The sequence below is a fragment of the Xylophilus sp. Leaf220 genome (assembly GCF_001421705.1).
Taxonomy (GTDB): domain Bacteria; phylum Pseudomonadota; class Gammaproteobacteria; order Burkholderiales; family Burkholderiaceae_C; genus Xylophilus.
Map to the genome: position 1 here is coordinate 680829 of NZ_LMKO01000001.1, position 19074 is coordinate 699902.

Annotated in this window: 16 protein-coding genes; 10 read left to right on the top strand and 6 right to left on the bottom strand. The window is 70.8% G+C overall.

The window, feature by feature from the left end; genetic code table 11:
• Positions 1-120: 120 nt before the first annotated feature.
• Entirely contained in the window at positions 121-1398 is a 1278-nt protein-coding gene (locus tag ASE76_RS03100) for an RsmB/NOP family class I SAM-dependent RNA methyltransferase (protein WP_055834472.1), read from the bottom strand.
• Between the two features lie 50 nt (positions 1399-1448).
• A complete protein-coding gene (locus ASE76_RS03105; RefSeq protein WP_055834475.1) occupies positions 1449-3314 on the bottom strand; it encodes a M48 family metallopeptidase in 1866 nt (621 codons plus the stop codon).
• Between the two features lie 35 nt (positions 3315-3349).
• On the opposite strand from ASE76_RS03105, the gene ASE76_RS03110 reads away from it, so the two are divergent.
• Positions 3350-3589 carry a DUF1653 domain-containing protein gene (locus ASE76_RS03110; protein WP_055834477.1) on the top strand — a complete coding sequence of 80 codons (240 nt, stop codon included), beginning with the start codon at positions 3350-3352 and terminating at the stop codon, positions 3587-3589.
• Positions 3590-3592: 3 nt separating this feature from the next.
• Here the strand turns inward: ASE76_RS03110 and ASE76_RS03115 are convergent, their stop codons facing one another.
• Both ASE76_RS03115 and ASE76_RS03120 read right to left on the bottom strand, forming a co-directional pair.
• The gene (locus ASE76_RS03115; RefSeq protein WP_082447870.1) at positions 3593-4831 is read right to left on the bottom strand and encodes an ATP-binding protein; all 1239 of its coding nucleotides are present in this window, start codon (positions 4829-4831) and stop codon (positions 3593-3595) included.
• Between the two features lie 27 nt (positions 4832-4858).
• Complete coding sequence (locus ASE76_RS03120) at positions 4859-5572, bottom strand: response regulator (RefSeq protein WP_055835586.1); 714 nt, start codon at positions 5570-5572, stop codon at positions 4859-4861.
• Between the two features lie 210 nt (positions 5573-5782).
• On the opposite strand from ASE76_RS03120, the gene ASE76_RS03125 reads away from it, so the two are divergent.
• A complete protein-coding gene (locus tag ASE76_RS03125) occupies positions 5783-6934 on the top strand; it encodes an EF-hand domain-containing protein (protein WP_055834480.1) in 1152 nt (383 codons plus the stop codon).
• 71 nt (positions 6935-7005) lie between these two features.
• On the opposite strand, the gene purN is transcribed toward ASE76_RS03125, so the two are convergent.
• Positions 7006-7593, bottom strand: coding sequence for a phosphoribosylglycinamide formyltransferase (gene purN, locus ASE76_RS03130; RefSeq protein ID WP_055835589.1), 588 nt, complete (start codon positions 7591-7593; stop codon positions 7006-7008).
• A 13-nt stretch (positions 7594-7606) separates the two neighbouring features.
• Between purN and ASE76_RS03135 the strand changes: the two genes are divergently transcribed.
• The 4 genes from ASE76_RS03135 (at position 7607) to ASE76_RS03150 (ending at position 12131) form a co-directional block, all read left to right on the top strand.
• Positions 7607-8260, top strand: coding sequence for a YceH family protein (locus ASE76_RS03135; RefSeq protein WP_055834483.1), 654 nt, complete (start codon positions 7607-7609; stop codon positions 8258-8260).
• A gap of 75 nt (positions 8261-8335) precedes the next feature.
• On the top strand, positions 8336-9517 hold the full coding sequence (locus ASE76_RS03140) for an acyl-CoA dehydrogenase family protein (RefSeq protein ID WP_055834486.1): 1182 nt from the start codon (positions 8336-8338) through the stop codon (positions 9515-9517).
• 9 nt (positions 9518-9526) lie between these two features.
• Positions 9527-10642, top strand: coding sequence for an acyl-CoA dehydrogenase family protein (locus tag ASE76_RS03145; RefSeq protein WP_055834490.1), 1116 nt, complete (start codon positions 9527-9529; stop codon positions 10640-10642).
• Positions 10643-10745: 103 nt separating this feature from the next.
• Complete coding sequence (locus tag ASE76_RS03150; RefSeq protein ID WP_055834494.1) at positions 10746-12131, top strand: alpha/beta fold hydrolase; 1386 nt, start codon at positions 10746-10748, stop codon at positions 12129-12131.
• 444 nt (positions 12132-12575) lie between these two features.
• On the opposite strand, the gene ASE76_RS03155 is transcribed toward ASE76_RS03150, so the two are convergent.
• Positions 12576-13133 (bottom strand): HNH endonuclease, encoded by a 558-nt coding sequence (locus ASE76_RS03155; protein WP_055834497.1) that lies wholly within the window; start codon positions 13131-13133, stop codon positions 12576-12578.
• 196 nt (positions 13134-13329) lie between these two features.
• On the opposite strand from ASE76_RS03155, the gene ASE76_RS03160 reads away from it, so the two are divergent.
• The 4 genes from ASE76_RS03160 to ASE76_RS03175 all read left to right on the top strand — a co-directional run bounded on the left by ASE76_RS03160 (position 13330) and on the right by ASE76_RS03175 (position 19063).
• Positions 13330-14391: a bifunctional riboflavin kinase/FAD synthetase gene (locus ASE76_RS03160; RefSeq protein ID WP_055834501.1), complete on the top strand. Its 1062-nt coding sequence runs from the start codon at positions 13330-13332 to the stop codon at positions 14389-14391.
• Positions 14392-14529: 138 nt separating this feature from the next.
• A complete protein-coding gene (ileS, locus tag ASE76_RS03165; RefSeq protein WP_055834504.1) occupies positions 14530-17442 on the top strand; it encodes an isoleucine--tRNA ligase in 2913 nt (970 codons plus the stop codon).
• Positions 17439-17957, top strand: a complete 519-nt coding sequence (lspA, locus tag ASE76_RS03170; RefSeq protein WP_055834509.1) for a signal peptidase II — start codon at positions 17439-17441, stop codon at positions 17955-17957. Before ileS ends, lspA begins: the two co-directional genes overlap by 4 nt.
• A gap of 86 nt (positions 17958-18043) precedes the next feature.
• On the top strand, positions 18044-19063 hold the full coding sequence (locus ASE76_RS03175) for a LacI family DNA-binding transcriptional regulator (protein ID WP_055834511.1): 1020 nt from the start codon (positions 18044-18046) through the stop codon (positions 19061-19063).
• The last annotated feature ends 11 nt before the right edge of the window (positions 19064-19074 follow it).

Here is a 19074-nt window from a genome sequence, read left to right on the forward strand (position 1 = left end):
CCCGAAGTTGCCGAAAAATTCAGCAACTGGATTTTAGTGTGGCCTTGCCGCCTTAAAGTTCTGTCGGCCCCCTGTTTTTTACGGCTTTATGACCGTTAGGCCATCTTGACAGCGAGACGACTACCCTTTTCGCGTCCAGACGGCCGCGAAAAACCCGTCGGTCGCGTGGACGTGCGGCCACATGCGCAGGTATTCGCCGCCCGTCACCGGCCCCTGGCACAGGGATGCCGCTTTTTCCACCTTGAGCTGGGTGAGCAGTTCGGCCGCATCCACCGGCTCGAATTCGTCCGCATGCGTGGCGGTAAACGCCGCGGCGATCGCCTCGTTCTCTTCCGGCAGGATGCTGCAGGTGGCATACACCAGCCGGCCGCCCGGCTTCAGGAGGCGGGCGGCGCTCTCCAGGATCGCGGTCTGCTTGGCGGTGAGTTCCTGCACCGCCTGGGGCGACTGGCGCCATTTCAGGTCGGGATTGCGGCGTAGGGTGCCCAGCCCGGAGCACGGCGCGTCGACCAGCACCCGGTCGATCTTGCCCGCCAGGCGCTTGACCCGATCGTCGCGCTCGTGGGCGATGGCCGCCGGATGCACGTTCGACAGGCCGCTGCGGGCCAGCCGGGGTTTCAGCGCATCCAGCCGGTGGGCCGAGGTGTCGAAGGCGTAGAGCCGCCCGGTGCTGCGCATCGTCGCGCCGACCGCCAGGGTCTTACCGCCGGCACCGGCACAGAAATCGACCACCATCTCGCCGCGCTTGGCGTCCAGCAGCAGGGCCAGCAGTTGCGAGCCCTCGTCCTGTACCTCGATCGCGCCGCGCGCGAAGACGTCCATCTTTGTGAGCGCGGGCTTGCCCTCGATCCGCAGGCCCCAGGGCGAGTACGGCGTGGCGACCGACTTGACGCTCGCCTTCTTCAGTTCGGCCGCCACCTCGGAGCGCTTGGCGTTCAGCGCGTTCACCCGCAGGTCGAGCGGCGCGTTCTGCTGCAGGCTGTCGGCCAGCGCCCAGAAGTCGGCACCCACCTGCGCCTTGAGCGGCGTGGCCAGCCACTCGGGCAGGTTGTGGCGGTGCGGCTCCATCAGGTCGGCGTCGGTCACCGTGTCGCACTGGTCGAGCCAGGTCTTCTCCTGGTCGGCCAGGGCGCTCTTCAGGAAATCGCGCGGGCCGTGGAAGCCCAGGATCGCCAGCCGGCGCTCCTTGGGGCCGCTGCCCGACCGGGCCAAGTGTTCGAAGCGCAGTTTCTGCCGCAGCACCGCATAGGCGGTTTCTGCCAGGGTGGCGCGCTCGCGCGGGCCCAGGCCGCGGTTGTCGCGGAAGAAACGGGAAACGACGGCATCGGCCGGGTGTTCGAAGGTCAGCGTGCGCTTGACAAGTTCGGCGCAGGCATCGAGCAATACTTTTGGGTGCATGCCGCGATTGTCCCACCCGCTCGCCCGGCACCGCCGCGCAGGGCCGGGCCTCAGCGCGCCCCGCGGACGAAGACGGGTGCGAAGGCGTGGCGTTCGATCTCCTGCAGCGTCGGCGATTCGCCGGCCCACAGCACCAGGGCCGGGCCGGGAAGGCCCAGCGACCGGTCCATCGCGCGGCACAGCTCGTAGCGGTCTTCGTCGTGCATGTCGGGCAGTTCGACGAACAGCAGGTAGGTGCGGCGGTACGGAAACTCCCGCAGGTTCTTGCGCACCAGCCAGGCCCGCGTCAACGGCGCATGGCGCTGCAGCCGGTTGCGGAGTTCCCCGAACTCGAAATCGTCCAGGTCGTGGCGGGCGATATCGACGAAGTACGGGGGCGCCGACAGTTCCTCCCAGGCACGCTCCTCGGCCTCGACCGACGCCTTGCGCCTTTCACGCCAGCGCTTCAGGGCTGCATCGTCGTGCAGCGCATGGGCGTCGCGTGCCTCCAGGTGCTCGACCGCCAGGTTGGCCGACCACCAGCGGTGGGCGGCGCTGGCGGCGAACAGGCGCTCCAGCAGCGCGAGGCTCTCGGCGCGCTGCGCCGGCGCCAGGCAGCAGGCCAGCCCCTGCAACGCGCGCGGATGGTCGGCGCTCAACTCCAGTGCGCGGCGGTAGTGGCGCTGCACATCGGCGCGGGGGTTCAGGCGGTAGCGCAGGTCGCCCAGCTCGGTCATCTCCTGGGCATTGTTGCGACCGATGGCCGCTTCCAGCGCCTCCGCCCGCTCGCGCAGCCGGTTCAGATAGGCGTGGTTCACCTTCCAGTCTTCTGCATGCTCCTTGCACCAGTCGCGGTCGAACCGGGCGATCCACTGTTCGGCGCGCGGCCCGAGCAACTCCAGCGCCGGGCGGCTCGACCACGCGGGCAGGTCGGCAGGCTGGTCCAGCGCCTCCAGCCGGTCGCGCAGTCCGGGGTGGGTGTCGTCGATGCTGCTGAAACGCCGCAGCGCCTCCTGCAGGGCCAGGCGGGCGAAACCGTCTTCCGGCGGCAGGGCGAGCAGGCGCTGCAATGCGCCGAACGGCCCCTGCGGCAGCGGGTGCAGCACCGCCGAATGCCAGTGCATCGGCCAGAACTCCTGAGACAGCCAGGCCGCCTTGACCTGGATTTCCACCAGCGCCGCCGCCGCCATCGGCGCGCCCACGAGGCGGCCTGCGACGCGGTCGGCCTCGTATTCGTCCTGGCGCGCCAGGGCGAAGGTGCGGGCGGTGAAGCGGGGAAAGTACCAGCCCAGGAAGGCCTGGGTGGCGAAGGCGGCGGCGCTCTCGCTGCGGCGCATCGAATCGTGCAGCCGGCCCCAGCTCAGCCGGGTGCGGTAGATCCAGGCGCTCACCCGGCCGTGGTCGCCGCGCAGGTGGCCGTATTCGTGCGCCAGCACCGCCATCAGCCGGCCCTTGTCCAGCGCCATCATCAACGGCAGGCCGACGACCAACTCGTTGATCGAGCCGCCGAACAGGCCGTAGCGCGGCCGCTGGCTCACGCAGGCGTTGAAGTCGCCGTCGAGGTAGACACGGTCGATCCGCGGGCCCTTGATCCTGGTGCGGATGCGCTCCAGCGCCTCGAACAACGCGGGCGCCTCCTCGGCGGTGACGGGTTGGCCCTCGGGCGCATCCAGCCGCTGCCACAGCGCCCGCAGCCCCGACCAGAGCAGGCCGCCGGCGAAGACTACCAGCCACAGCCAGCCCACGCGGAACCGCCCGCCGGCGATCCACATCGACGCCACCCACCCCAGCAGGGCGCAGGCGACCAGCACGCAGCCCACCACCCACGCATAGCCCAGCGCGGCGAAGGCTACCACCTGCCGTCGGTAGGCCCTGCTGTTCTCGGCGCTGGCGTGTTCGCTCATGCGCGCCAGATGGATAAAGTCGGCCCTGTCCATATTCCCACTCCCTGTTTTATCCGGGGATCGTAGCCATGACCGACGACCTTCCGAAGCCCGCCGGGCCGGCCCCGGGCACCTACCGTCACTACAAGGGCGGCCTGTACGAAGTGGTGGGCTGCGCCCGCCACAGCGAGACGCTGGAGCCGATGACCGTCTACCGCGCGCTCTACGGCGAGGGCGGCCTCTGGGTGCGTCCCGCCGCGATGTTCGCCGAGCAGGTGACGATCGACGGCGTGCTGCAGCCGCGCTTCGCCCCGCTGGAGCCGGGCTAGCCTTCAGCCGCCCGGCCCGGCCGCCAGCACCCGCCCGTCGCGCGGCAACGCCAGCGTGGCGACGAGGCCGCCCGAGGGCCGGTTGCGCAGCATCAGCCGGCCGCCGTGTCGTACCGCGATGTCGTGCGCGATCGACAGGCCCAGCCCCACGCCGCCCGAGTGCCGGTTGCGCGAAGCGTCCAGCCGGTAGAACGGCGCCATCACCTTCTCCAGTTCGGCTTCGGGGATGCCAGGGCCGGAGTCGGCGACCTCGATGCGCACGCCCGCGGGGCCGTCGTGCAGGGCGATGTCGGCGCTGCCGCCGTAGCGGATCGCGTTCTCCACCAGGTTGGAGACGCAGCGGCGCAGGGCCAGCGGCTGCACCCGCAGCGGTGCCGCGGTGCCGGCGACGCGCACCGCGTGGCCGGCGTCGCACAGGTCGTCGGCGATGCTCGTCAGCAGCGCCGGCAGGTCGAGCGGCTCGTGCGGCTCGGGATCGGCCTCGCCGGCCAGATAGTCGAGGGTCGAGCGGATCATCGCGTCCATCTCGCGGATGTCGCGGCCGAAGCTCTCGCGGTCGGCCGCATGCTCCAGCACCTCGGCGCGCAGCCGCAAGCGGGTGAGCGGCGTGCGCAGGTCGTGGGACACGGCGGCGACGAAGCGGTTGCGGTCGTCGAGCTGCCGGCGGATCTGCGCCTGCATGCCGTTGAACACCCGGGTGGCCTCCCGGCATTCCACCGTGCCGTCCTCGGCCAGCGGCGCGCGGTGGATGTCGCGGCCCAGCTCCCGGGCCGCGGCCGCCAGCCGGCGGACTGGCTGCGACAGCCAGCGCGCGCCCACCCAGGCGGCCAGCAGCAGCGCGAGCAGGCGCACGCCGATGTCCATCACCAGGCCCGGATAGCCGAAGGGCCCGCCGGCCGGCGGTGGCCCGCCGCGGATATCGGCGGGGCGCGCCCCCGGCGGTGGGAATGGCGGCGGCGCTTCGCCGGCCCGCGGCGGCCGCAGGCCGGCCATGCCATCCGCCGGCGCGCCCGGCGGCGGCTGCGGCATCGCCGGCGGCGCGCCGCCGCCCTGCCGCGGACCGGCCGGCCCCTCGGGCCGCAGCTCGACCAGCAGGGTCAGCGCCAGCAGATGGCTGGCGAGCGCGGTCACGAACAGCAGCAGCACCAGCCGGCCGAACAGCGTGGCCGGGAGCAGGCGTTCGACGTGGGCCGCCAGGGCCTGCCGGCCTGTCCGCAGCGGAGGCGCCTCGGCAGTCGTCACCGGATGAGGACAAGCGCCGCGCGGCCGTCAGGCATGCACCGACTGCGCATCGAAGATGTAGCCGGCGCCGCGCACCGTCTTGATGAGCGCCGGCGCGTCTGCCCCGCCGCCCAGTTTCTGCCGCAGGCGCGAGACCAGCAGGTCGATGCTGCGCTCGAACGCGTCCATGCTGCGGCCGCGGGCCTGCTCCATCAGCTGGTCGCGGGTCATGAGCCGGCGGGGCGAGGCCAGGAACACGCTCAGCAGCCGGAACTCGGCATTCGACAGCGGCACCACCACGCCCTGCGGCGACACCAGCCGCCGCTCCTGTCGGTGCATCGCCCAGCCGTCGAAGCGGGCCACGTCCTGCAGCGGCCCCTCGGGCGAGGCGGCGACGCGGCGCAGCACCGTCTGGATGCGGGCCACCAGCTCGCGCGGCTCGAAAGGCTTGGCCATGTAGTCGTCGGCCCCGATCTCGAGTCCCAGCACCCGGTCGAAGGCATGGCCGCGGGCGGTCAGCATGATGATCGGCACCGGCGACGCCGCGCGCACCTCGCGGGCCAGGGCCAGGCCGTCGGTGCCGGGCAGCATGATGTCGAGCACCAGCAGCGCGATCGGATGGCGGGCCATCTGCTGGCGCATCCCGTCGCCGTCGGCGGCGACGTGCACCACGAGGCCGAAGCGGGCGAGGTAGCCGCGCAGGAGGGTGGTGATGTCCTCGTCGTCGTCGACGACCAGGATCTGGGGGGCTGCGGTTTTCATGGCGGTGATCCGCCGCAATGTACACCCGCCGCCGCGCCGCGAACGCCCGAGAAGCGCGGCCGGCGCGGGCCAGTTCGCGGCCTCGAAGGGCCCTGTGTATCGGCTTCGGTACACAGCGGACAAGAACGCTTTACCCCCCGTTTCCAGAATCGTCGCATCGCCCCGCGGCGCCCCTGCCGCCAGCATCCACTCCGGAAAGGACCACCCCCCATGACCACCATCAGCGGAGCCGGCAGCAGCACCGGCCGCGACTGGGCCGCCCTGCAGGCCGCGCGCCAGGCGCAGCGCAGCCAGATGCAGGATGCGATGTTCGCCAGGACCGATGCCGACGGCAGCGGTACGGTGGACGGCACCGAGCTGCAGGGCCTGCTGCAAGGGGCCGCCAAGGCCGGCGGCACCAGCAGCAACGCCACCGCCGGTGCCGCTGCCGCCGAAGACCTGGTGAGCAAATTCGGCACCAACGGCACCCTCGACAAGGACCAGCTGGCCAAGGCGATGGAAAGCCTGATGCCGCAGCGCTCGACCATGGACTTCGCCCAGGCGCGCAGCACCGCCGCGACCGGCAGCACCGGCACTACGGCAGCCCGCGGCAGCGCCGGCGACGACCTGTTCGGCAAGGTCGACACCGACGGCAGCGGCGGCCCGAGCGCCACCGAGTTCCAGGCGTTGCAGGACCGGATGTCGGGCAGCACGGGCGCGTCCACGTCCTCCGCGTCGTCCGCCTCCGGCACCGATGCGGGCGAGCAGTTCGCCAAGCTCGACACCGATGGCGACGGCACGTTGAGCGCGGCCGAATTCGACGCCGGCCGGCCCTCCGATGCCGGCGGCCGGACGGCCGGTGCGCAAGGCGGAGCCGGCGCCATGCCACCCCCACCGGGCGGCGCGGGCGGTCCGCCCGGCGCCGGCGGCGCGAGCGCATCTGCCAGCACCACCTACGACCCGCTCGACACCAACGAGGACGGCACCGTGTCCGCCGCCGAGCGCATGGCCGCCACCACGACCGATGCCACCACCACCGGCGCGACCGCCTCCACCACCGGCACCGCGGCCGCCACCGGCAGCAGCACCGATCCGCTGCAGGCGCTGTTCAAGGCGGTGGACGGCGATGGCGACGGCCGCATCGGCCGCGAGGAGGCCGAGGTGCTGTCGCAGAAGATCACCGACGCGCTGACCGCGTTGAGCGCGGGTGGCACCGCCACGGCCGACGGCAGCGACGGCACCGACACCGGCCGCAACGGCGGTCGCCGTGGCTTCGACCTGTCGCAGCTGGCGCAACTGGTCCTCAAGCAGTACGAGCAGGTGGGCGCGGCCGGCGGCGGCACCGCGAGCACTACCGGCGCGACCCTCAGCGCCGTCGCCTGACCGCCGCGCAGCACGCCACGGCGTTCTCGGGTAAAAAGTGCCCACAGCCGGCGACCGGCGCCGGCCTCATGCTATCCAATCGATAGCAGATCGGCCAACACCCGGGGATACAGCAGGTGCTCCTGCGTCACCACCCGGGCCGCCAGCGCCTCGGCCGTGTCGCCCGGCAGCACCGGCACCACCGCCTGGCCCAGGATCGGGCCCAGGTCCAGCTCGGCCGTCACCCGGTGCACCGTGGCGCCGGCGAAGGCGCAGCCGGCGGCGATCGCCCGGGCGTGGGTCTGCAGGCCGGGGAAGGCGGGCAGCAAGGAGGGGTGGATGTTGACCATCCGGCCGTCGTAGCGGGCGACGAAGCCGGGCGTAAGGATGCGCATGAAGCCGGCCAGCACCACCAGCGCCGGCGCGTGCAGGTCGATCGCCGCGGCCAGCGCCGTGTCGAAGTCCTCGCGGCTCGCATAGGCCTTGTGGTCGAGCGCCGCGGTGGCGATGCCCTGCTCCGCCGCCCAGGCCAGGCCGGGTGCGTCGGCCTTGTTGCTGACCACCGCCGCCACCCGGGCCCCGAAGCGGCCTCGCCAGTCCTCGCGTTCCGCCGCCCGCACGATGGCCCGCATGTTGGAGCCGGCGCCGGAGATCAGAATCACGAGGTTTTGGTTTTTCATGTGGGCCGGCATTATGGCAATCAGACCTCTCTCTCTTCTCGAACAGCGCGTGCTCGGCACGTTGATGGAAAAGGCACGCACCGTGCCCGACAGCTATCCGCTGACGCTCAACGCGGTCGTCTCGGGCTGCAACCAGAAATCCAGCCGCGAGCCGGCGATGCAGGTGACCGACGGCGAGGCGCAGGAGGCGCTCGACGAACTCAAGCGCCTGAGCCTGGTCTTCGAGACCAGCGGCGGCCGCGCGACGCGGTACGAGCACAACTTCGAGCGCGCCTATGCGGTGCCCGGCGCGGCCGCCGCCCTGCTCGGCCTGCTGATGCTGCGCGGCCCGCAGACCGCCGGCGAGTTGCGCATCCACGCCGAGCGCTGGCACCGCTTCGCCGACATCGGATCGGTCGAGGCGTTCCTGGACGAACTGGCCGAGCGCACGGAAGAAAAAGGCGGGTCGCTGGTGCTGCGCCTGCCCCGCGCACCGGGGGCCCGCGAGGCGCGCTGGGTGCAGCTGGTCGGTGGCCCGGTCGACGTGCAGAGCTATGCGCAGGCGGGGCCCGCCGACGGCGCCGCGCCCGCGACCGGCCTGGCCGCGCGGGTCGAGGCGCTGGAGGCGGCGGTCGCCGCGCTGCAGGCCGAACTGGCCGGACTCCGCGGCGACCGAGCGCCGGGCTGAGCACCCTTGTCGCAGCCCGGACACGGGCATGCGAACGACCGTGCTAAAAACCCGTCGATCGACAGGAGACAACCGATGGATTTGGCATTCACCCCCGAAGAACAGGCGTTCCGCGAGGAGATCCGCACCTGGGTGCGCGACAACCTGCCCGCCGACATCGCGCACAAGGTTCACCACGCGGTCGACCTGACCCGCGACGACATGCAGCGCTGGGCCAGGATCCTGGGCAAGAAGGGCTGGCTGGGCTACGGCTGGCCCAAGGAATTCGGCGGCCCGGGCTGGACGGCGATCCAGAAGCACCTGTTCGAGGAAGAAACCGCCCTGGCCGGTGCGCCGCGCATCGTGCCCTTCGGCCCGGTGATGGTGGCGCCGGTGATCATGGCCTTCGGCACGCCGGAGCAGCACAAGCGCTTCCTGCCCGGCATTGCCAGCGGCGAGGTGTGGTGGAGCCAGGGCTACAGCGAGCCGGGCTCGGGCTCCGACCTGGCGTCGCTCAAGACCCGCGCCGAGCGCAAGGGCGACAAGTACATCGTCAACGGCCAGAAGACGTGGACCACCCTCGGCCAGTACGGCGACTGGATGTTCAACCTGGTGCGCACCGGCACCGAGGGCAAGCCCCAGGCCGGCATCAGCTTTTTGCTGATCGACATGAAATCGCCCGGCGTGACGGTGCGGCCGATCAAGCTGCTCGACGGCAGCGTCGAGGTCAACGAGGTCTTCTTCGACAACGTCGAGGTGCCGGCCGACCAGCTGATCGGCGAGGAAAACAAGGGCTGGACCTACGCCAAGCACCTGCTGAGCCACGAGCGCACCAACATCGCCGACGTGAACCGCGCCAAGCGGGAACTGGAGCGCCTGAAGCGCATCGCCCAGGCCGAAGGCGTCTGGGACGACATGCGCTTTCGCGACCAGATCGCGCTGCTGGAGGTGGACGTGGTGGCGCTCGAGATGCTGGTACTGCGGGTGCTCTCGGCCGAGAAATCGGGCCGCAACGCGCTCGACATCGCCGGCCTGCTCAAGATCAAGGGCAGCGAGATCCAGCAGCGCTACACCGAGCTGATGATGCTGGCCGCCGGCCCGCTCAGCCTGCCCTTCATCCGCGAGGCGATGGAGGCCGGCTGGCAGGGCGATTTCCCCGGCGGCGACGTGTCGCACGCCCCGCTGGCCGCCAACTACTTCAACATGCGCAAGACAACCATCTACGGCGGATCCAACGAAGTGCAGCGCAACATCGTCGCGCAGACGGTCCTAGGCTAAGGAGAAGATATGGATTTCGATTTTTCCGACGACCAGGAACAGCTGCGCGACGCGGTGCGCCGCTGGGTGGACAAGGGCTACGGCTTCGAGCGCCGGCGCGGCATCGTGGCCGAGGGCGGCTTCTCGCGCGAGGCTTATGGCGAGCTGGCCGAGCTGGGCCTGGCCGGCCTCTACATCGCCGAGGAACACGGCGGCCTGGGTTTCGGCCCGGTCGACGGCATGGTGGTGCTGGAGGAACTGGGCCGCGGCATCGTGCTGGAGCCGCTGGCCCAGACGCTGATCGTCTCGGGCGTGCTGGGCGCCTACGGCACCGATGCAACCAAGGCCGCCTGGCTGCCCAAGATCGCCACCGGCGAGGCGCTGGTCGTGCTGGCCCACCAGGAGCGCAAGGCGCGCTACCGCCTCGATGTCTGCGAGGCGAAAGCGGTCGCAGCCGGCGACGGATACCGGCTCACTGCTAGCAAAAGCATCGTGCCGGCCGGCGACGCCGCCGACGCCTGGCTGGTACCTGCGCAGCTCGACGGGAAGATCGCCCTGTTCGTGGTCGAGCGCGGCGCGACCGGCGCCACCGCCACCGGCTACCTGACGCAGGACGGCAGCCGCGCCGCGGAAGTCGCGCTCGCCGACACGCCCGCCCAGCTGGCGGTGCAGGACGGCCTGACGGCGTTGCGGCACGCGGCCGACATCGGCATCGCCTCGGCCTGCGCCGAAGCGGTGGGCACGATGGACAAGGCGGTGGCGCTGACGGTCGAGTACCTCAACACCCGCAAGCAGTTCGGCGTGGCGATCGGCAGTTTCCAGGCGCTGCGCCACCGCCTCGCCGACATGAAGATGCAGCTGGAGCTGGCCCGCTCGATGGGCTACTACGCCACGCTGAAGCTGGACGCGCCGGCCGAGGAGCGCGGCCGCGCCCTCGCACGCGCCAAGGTGCAGCTGGGCCAGTCGATGCGCTTCGTGGGCCAGCAGTCGGTGCAGCTGCACGGCGGCATCGGCATGACCGACGAGTACATCGCCAGCCATTACTTCAAGCGGCTGACGCAGCTGGAGATGACCTTCGGCGACACCCTGCACCACCTGGGCGAGGTGTCGGCCCGGATGCAGGACACCGCCGGCGTCTTCGCCTGAGCGCCGCCGCCGGCGCTGCCCACCCACCGCTCCCGGGCCTGCGTCATACGCAGGCCTTTTTCGTGGCCCACGCTCTCGACCTTCTCCGCAACAGGACCCGACCATGACGACCTCCCGCCGCACCGTACTCACCGCCCTGGGCCTCGCCGCCGCCGCCCTGGCCGGCTGCTCGTCCAACCCCTCGGCCGTCGACTACCCGCCGGTCGTCTTCGTGCACGGCAACGGCGACAGCGCCGCGCTGTGGCAGACGACGATGTGGCGCTTCGAATCCAACGGCTGGCCGCGCGACCGTCTCTACGCGATCAACGTGCCCTACCCGAGCTCCCGCGACGACGACACCGTGGCCCAGGCGGGCCGCACCTCTACCGCCGAGCACATGGCCTTCCTGCGCAGCGAGGTCGACGCGGTGCTGGCCCGCACCGGCGCGCAGCAGGTGGTGCTGATGGGCAACTCGCGCGGCGGCTACGCGATCCGCAACTACATCGCCCGCGGCGGCGGCGCGGCCAAGGTGCGCGAGGTGGTGCTGGGCGGCACGCCCAACCACGGCGTGTGGGCGATCCCCGGCTACCGCGAAGGCAGCGAGTTCTCCGGCACCGGCCCGTTCCTGAAGGCGCTCAACGCGCCCCGCAACGCCGCCGGCGACGAGATCGACGGCCCGGCCCGCTGGCTGACGGTGCGCTCCGACGGCAACGACAAGTTCGCCCAGCCCGACGGCCTGTGGATCGGACGGCCCGGCCTGCCCACCTTCGTCACCGCCGCCGGCCCCGAGCTGCGCGGCGCGACCAGCGTGGTGATCCCGAAGATCGACCACCGCGAAACGTCGTTCTCGCCCGCCGCCTTCGACGCCAGCTGGCGCTTCCTGACCGGCGCCGCGCCGCTCTCGACCACGGTGCAGGCCGAGGCTGCCCCGGTGCTCGACGGCATCGTCAGCGGCCTGGGCGTGGCCGGCAACGCCGCCGCCGGCAATGTGAGCAACAACCTGCCGGTGGCCGGCGCCACGGTGGAGATCTACGCGACCGACCCCGACACCGGCGCCCGTCGCGGCGGCCCGGCGCACCGCCGGACGGTCGGCGCCGACGGACGCTGGGGCCCGTTCACCGCCACCCCCGGCACGCCGTACGAATTCGTCGTCACCGCGCAGGGCTATGCCATCACCCACATCTACCGCAGCGGCTTCCCGCGGTCGAGCGATATCGTCCATCTGCGCGCCGAGCGCATCGTGGACGCCGAGCGCAGCGCCCAGGCCGTCGTCAGCTTCACCCGTCCGCGCGGCTACTTCGACCTGCAGCGCGACACGGTCAGCTTCGACGGCAGCAGCAGCCTGCCCGACGTGCCGCCCACCAGCGGCGCGGGCGTCGCGGCCTCCAAGCGCCTGCTGGCCGACGGAACCGACCGGGCGATCGTGGGCACCTTCAACGGCGAGAAAGTGGTGGGGCGGACCTGGCCGCTGGCCGGCGGGCACCTCGCGTTTCTCGAGTTGACGTATTGAGTTTGCGCGGACGTTGGGCGGATGGGAGTCCGGAGCCTGAGGCCGCGTCCTTGGTCCGGGCTCGCGCCGACGGCGTACTCTGCTCCGCGAATGTCCCCCGCGACGGGCTGCGCCCGCCGCTCCTCCTTTATTTCGCTGCGCAGAGCAGCTTGCAATGCGCTTGGTTGCCTTCGCAGACATCTATGCAAACACAGCGCCAGCGACCCGCCCTGCCGCTGATCCGACCCGCACGACGCGACGCTTCCAGGGCCGGGAGCGTCGGATGACCCCCGCAGCGAAATAAAGGAGGAGCCGAAGGCGGGGGACATTCGCGGAGGGGGTCACCCGGCGATCCCGGCCCCCACACCCGCCCAATCCGCTCTGCCAGCCAACCGCTACGGATTAGATAGCGCCCAGTCCGCACGGACTGCCGGCCACACCCCGATTCGACGACCGAAACGCCGACTAATCCAGCAACCGCGAAGACCGCGGCACATGCGCCATCAGGAACTCCATCTGGTCCGCTAGGATGCGGCGATTGCGCAGGATGAAATCTTCCCACAGGCTGGGCACATAGGGCGTGTAGAGCAGCGGCATGTTGGCCTGCTCGGGAGTGCGGTGGCTCTTCCTGTGGTTGCAGGGCTTGCAGGCCGTCACCACGTTCATCCAGGTGTCGACGCCCTTCTGCGCGAACGGCTTGATGTGCTCGCGGGTCAGGTCGGTCTCGTGGAAGTGCTGGCCGCAGTAGGCGCAGACGTTGCGGTCGCGGGCGAACAGCTTGGCGTTGGTAAGGCCCGGGCGCATCTCGAACGGGTTGATCCGCGGAACGCCCCGGGTGCCGATGATGCTGTTGATCGCGATCCTGGACTGCAGCCCGGTGATCGCGTTGGTGCCTCCGCGGAACACCGCGATCTCGGCGCCCGATTCCCAACGGACCTCGTCGGACGCGTAGTGGATCACCGCCTGCTCCAGGCTGATCCAGGACTGGGGCAGCCCCTGGGCCGACAACTTCAATACCTTCACGACACGGCTCCTCAAGAGGCCGGCTGCACTCTCTCGACGGATGAAGGTCGCCGGCACGCATTTCAGATGGTTCGGACGGAGCGCGCGGTTTGCCAGGACGCGTGCACGCTGGGTCACAATATACCCCGTTCATGACAAATCGGCGTCTGCCGCGCGCCCTGCCTGCGGCCTTTGCTATCAAAACCATATCAGCGCAATGAAGGTTTTCAGAGGGTTCCACCATCCTGGCGTGGCGCAGGCCTGCGCGCTGACCATCGGCAACTTCGACGGCGTGCACCGGGGCCACCAGGCGATGCTGGCGCTGCTGCGCAACGAGGCCGAGCACCGCGGCGTGCCCAGCTGCGTGCTGACCTTCGAGCCGCATCCGCGCGACTACTTCGCCGCCAGCGCCGGCAAGGCCAGCCTGGCGCCCGCCCGCATCGCCACCCTGCGCGACAAGCTGACCGAACTCGCGCGCTGCGGCATCGACCAGGCGATCGTGCTGCGCTTCGACGCCGAGCTGGCCATGCAGACGCCGCACCAGTTCATCGACCGGGTGCTGCTGGAGGGCCTGGGCGCCCGCTACGTGCTGGTGGGCGACGATTTCCGCTTCGGCGCCCAGCGGATGGGCGACTACGCGATGCTGGACGCCGCCGGCGCGCACGCCGGCTTCGACGTGGCCCGGATGAACAGCTACGAGGTCGGCGGCCTGCGCGTCTCCAGCTCGGCGGTGCGCGAGGCGCTGGCCACCGGCCGGATGGACGACGCCGCCCGCCTGCTGGGCCGCCCCTACAGCCTGAGCGGCCACGTGGTGCACGGCCGCAAGCTCGGCCGCGAGCTGGGCGCCACGGCCGCCGGCCGGGGCGACGGCTTTCGCACCCTCAACCTGCGCTTCTCGCACTGGAAACCGGCCGCCGCCGGCATCTTCGCGGTGCAGGTGCACGGCCTGGGCCCGGTGCCGCTGCCGGGCGTGGCCAACATGGGCGTGCGGCCCTCGCTCGACCCGTCGGACGTCAACGGCGGCCGGGTGCTGCTGGAGACCCACTGCCTCGACTGGCCCGCCGCGCTGGGCGCCGAAGGGGCCTACGGTAAAATCATCCGCGTGGACCTGCTGCACAAACTGCACGACGAATTGCGCTACCCCAGCCTCGATGCCCTGACCGCCGGCATCGCGCGGGACTGCGACGATGCGCGCGCGTTCTTCGCACGGCGCCAGGCCGAGGCCCACGAGCGCAACCACGGCCAGACCCACCGCCAGACCTCGCGCGACCGAATTTGACCCGAGCCCGCCGTGCCGCACCGGCACCGCTGCCGCCCTTCGACAGGCTCAGGGCGAACGGCTTGTATACCTCCCGCACCGACCACCTTCCCCGTTCGGGCTGAGCCTGTCGAAACCCTTTTTCGACGAAGTTCCTCCATGTCCGAAACCCACGATGCTTCCGCCGCAGCTGCCCCGGCCGCGACCGACTACCGCGCCACCCTGAACCTGCCCGACACGCCGTTCCCGATGCGCGGCGACCTGCCCAAGCGCGAGCCGGGCTGGGTGCAGGACTGGGAGGACCAAGGCATCTACAAGCGCCTGCGCGAGGCCCGCTGCGGCGCGCCCAAGTTCGTGCTGCACGACGGCCCGCCGTATGCCAACGGCCAGATCCACATGGGCCACGCGGTCAACAAGATCCTGAAGGACATGATCGTCAAGGCGCGGCAGCTGGAAGGCATGGACGCGCTCTACGTACCGGGCTGGGACTGCCACGGCCTGCCGATCGAGAACCAGATCGAGAAGCTGCACGGCCGCAACCTGAGCCGCGACGAGGTGCAGGCCAGGAGCCGCGCTTATGCCACCGAGCAGATCGGCCTGCAGAAGAAGGACTTCAAGCGCCTGGGTGTGCTGGGCGACTGGGAAGACCCGTACCTGACGATGAACCCCGGCAACGAGGCCGACGAGATCCGGGCCCTGAAGCGCATCATGGAGCGCGGCTTCGTCTACCGGGGCCTGAAGCCGGTCTACTGGTGCTTCGACTGCCGCTCTTCGCTGGCCGAGTTCGAGATCGAATACGCCGACAAGAAGTCGCAGACGATCGACGTGGCTTTCGAATCGGCCGAGCCCGAGAAACTGGCTGCCGCCTTCGGCCTGGCCGCGTTGGACAAGCCCGCCTTCGCCGTCATCTGGACCACCACCGCCTGGACCATCCCGGCCAACCAGGCGCTCAACCTGAACCCGGCGCTGGATTACGCGCTGGTCGACACACCGCGCGGCCTGCTGGTGCTGGCCGCTGCCCTGGTCGAGAAGGCGCTGGCCCGCTACCAGCTCGAAGGCTCGGTGCTCGCCACCGTGGCGGGCGAGAAGCTCGGCGGCCTGCGGTTCAAGCATCCGCTGCACGACGCGGCCGATGCCGGCACCGGTGCCTACAGCTACCGCCGCCTGTCGCCGGTCTTCCTGGCCGACTACGCCACCGCCGACGACGGTACCGGCATCGTTCATTCGTCGCCCGCCTACGGGGTGGACGATTTCAACTCCTGCGTCGCCAACGGCTTCACCACCGACGACATCCTGAACCCGGTGCAGGCCAACGGCGTGTACGTGGACGAGCTGCCGCTCTTCGGCGGCCAGTTCATCTGGAAAGCGGCGCCGGCGATCGTGGAGGCCCTGCGCGACGCGGGCCGCCTGTTCGCCAGCACCGAGATCGTCCACAGCTACCCGCACTGCTGGCGCCACAAGACGCCGGTGATCTACCGGGCCGCGGCCCAGTGGTTCGTGCGCATGGATGAAGGCGAAGGCGTCTTCACGAAGGACAAGGCGCCGAAGACGCTGCGCCAGCTCGCACTCGACGCGATCGAGCAGACCGGCTTCTTCCCCGAGAACGGCCAGGCGCGGCTGCGGGACATGATCGCGGGCCGCCCCGACTGGTGCATCTCGCGCCAGCGCAACTGGGGCGTGCCGCTGCCCTTCTTTTTGCACAACGCCACCGGCGAACTGCATCCGCGCACGATGGAGCTGATGGACCGCGCCGCCGAGATGGTCGAGGCCGGCGGCGTCGAGGCCTGGAGCAAGGCCACCGCCGAGGAGATCCTGGGCGCGGAGGACGCGCAGCACTACACCAAGGGCAACGACATCCTCGACGTGTGGTTCGACTCGGGCACCACCCACTTCCACGTGCTGCGCGGCTCGCACTTCGACGACAGCATCGCCCTTGGCGGCGGACGCGACGAGGGCCACCACACCCACGGCACCGAGGCCGACCTGTACCTGGAAGGCCACGACCAGCACCGCGGCTGGTTCCACAGCTCGCTGCTCACCGCCTGCGCCATGTACGACCGCGCGCCCTACAAGGGCCTGCTGACCCACGGCTTCACCGTCGACAGCCAGGGCCGCAAGATGAGCAAGTCGCTCAAGAACGGGGTCGATCCGCAGGTCACCGCCGACAAGCTGGGCGCCGAGATCATCCGCCTGTGGGTAGCCGCCAGCGACTATTCGGGCGACATCGCGGGCGACGACAAGATCCTGGCCCGGGTGGTCGATGCCTACCGCCGCATCCGCAACACCCTGCGCTTCCTGCTGGCCAACACCAGCGACTTCGACATGGCGACGGACGGCGTCGCCGATGCCGACCTGCTGGAGATCGACCGCTACGCCCTGGCCCGCGCCGCGCAGTTCCAGGCCGAGATCCTGGCGCACTACCAGGTCTACGAGTTCCACCCGGTGGTCGCCAAGCTGCAGCTCTACTGCTCGGAAGATCTGGGCGGCTTCTACCTCGACGTTCTGAAGGACCGGCTCTACACCACCGCGCCGAAGTCGCTGGCCCGCCGCAGCGCGCAGACCGCCCTGTGGAAGATCACCCAGGCGATGCTGCGCTGGATGGCGCCGTTCCTGAGCTTCACCGCCGAGGAGGCCTGGAAGATCGTCGGCAGCTCCGACACCATCTTCCTGGAGACCTTCGCCCGCTTCGACAACACCGACGACGCCCTGCTGGCGCCGTGGACCCGGCTGCGCGAGATCCGCGACCTGGCCAACAAGGAGATCGAGGCCCTGCGCGCCGCGGGCCGGCTGGGCTCGTCGCTGCAGGCCAACCTGCGGATCGCGGCCGAGCCGGCGGACCTGGCGCTGCTGCAGGGGCTGGGCGACGACTTGAAGTTCGTCTTCATCGCTTCTGCTATCGAATTGGTAGCTGGAGGCCCGCTCGCCATCACGGCCAGCGCCACATCCGATGCCAAATGCGAGCGCTGCTGGCACTACCGCGCCGACGTGGGCCACGACCCGGCGCACCCGACCATCTGCGGCCGCTGCACCAGCAACCTCTTCGGTACCGGCGAAGTCCGGAGCCACGCATGAACGCGACCACCGCACTCGACACCAACCGCTCCCGCATCGCCGGCATGCTGCCTTGGCTGGGCTTCGCCGCCCTGCTCTTCGTGGCCGACCAGGTCACCAAGTCGATGATCCTGGCGCGCTACCAGCTGGGCGACAGCACCACGATCACCGGCTTCTTCAACATCGTGCGGGCCCACAACACCGGCGCGGCGTTCTCGCTGCTGGCCGACTCGTCTGGCTGGCAGCGGTGGTTGTTCACCGGCATCGGCGTGGCGGCGGCGGGCTTCATCCTGTGGCTGCTGCGCTCGCATGCGGGCCAGCGGCTGTTCTCCTTCGCGCTGGCCGCGATCCTGGGCGGCGCGGTCGGCAACGTGGTCGACCGGATGATGCACGGCTACGTGGTCGATTTCCTCGACTTCCACCTGGGCGGCCGGCACTTCCCGGCGTTCAACATCGCCGACATGGCGATCTCGCTGGGCGCGGCCTGCCTGATCCTCGACGAACTGCTGCGGATGCGGCGCAACAAGACGCCCTGACGCAGATGCCGGCGCCCGCCTAGTTGCGGGCGTCATCGCCGTGTCACGGCCGGAGGCTCCAATGAAAACGTTTACATCGTTTTCACATGAGCATTCAGCACGTCGCCCAGCACGCCCGCGTCTCCGTCGCCACGGTCTCGCGGGTCTTCAATTTCCCCGACCGTGTCGCCGCCGCCACCCGCGACCGGGTGCTCGCCGCCGCCCGGTCGCTCGGCTACCTGCCCAACGCCAGCGCCCGCACCCTGCGCACCCAGCGCAGCCGGGTGCTGGGCGTGGTGCTGCCGACGCTGCACAACCCGGTCTTCGCCGAATGCCTCGACGGCATCGCCCAGGCGGCGCGCGCCGCGGGCTACGCGATCCTGCCGGTCACGACCGACTACGAACTGGAGAACGAGCAGCAGGCCGCCCGTGAACTGCTGGCCGGCGACGCCGCCGGCATGCTGCTGGTGGTGGCCGACCCGGCCCGCTCGGCGGTGCTGGAACGGCTGCAGGCCGACGGCGTGCCCTACGTGCTGCTCTACAACCGGCATGCGGCGCACCCCTGCGTCTCGGTCGACAGCGAGGCCGCCGTCGCCGCGGTGGTGGAGCGCCTGGCGCAGGCGGGCCACCGCGACATCGCGATGGTGAGCGGCCCGCTCGCCGCCTCCGACCGGGCCCGGCAGCGCCACGACGGCTTCCTGCGCGGCATGGCGGCGGTGCCCGGCAGCCGTGCGCGCCTGGTCGAGGTGCCCTTCGTCGCCAGCGCGGCCGGCCCGGTGTCCGCGCTGCTGGCGCCCGCCGACCGGCCCACCGCGCTGTTCTGCTCCAACGACCTGCTCGCGATCCGCAGCCTGCGCGCCGCCCACCTGCTGGGCCTGCGGGTGCCGGAGCAGCTGAGCGTGGTCGGCTTCGACGGCATCGCGCTGGGCGAGGAACTCACCCCGATCCTCTCGACCGTCGTGCAGCCGCACCGCGAGATCGGCCGCCGCGGCGTCGACATCCTGGTGGCGGCACTGGCGCGCGACGCACGGCCCACGGCCGCCGACAGCGAGTTGCTGGCCCACCGGCTGCGCGGCGGCGAATCGACCGCACCGCCCGCCGCGGCGCTGGCGCTGGCCACGGCCTGACGCCGGCCGCT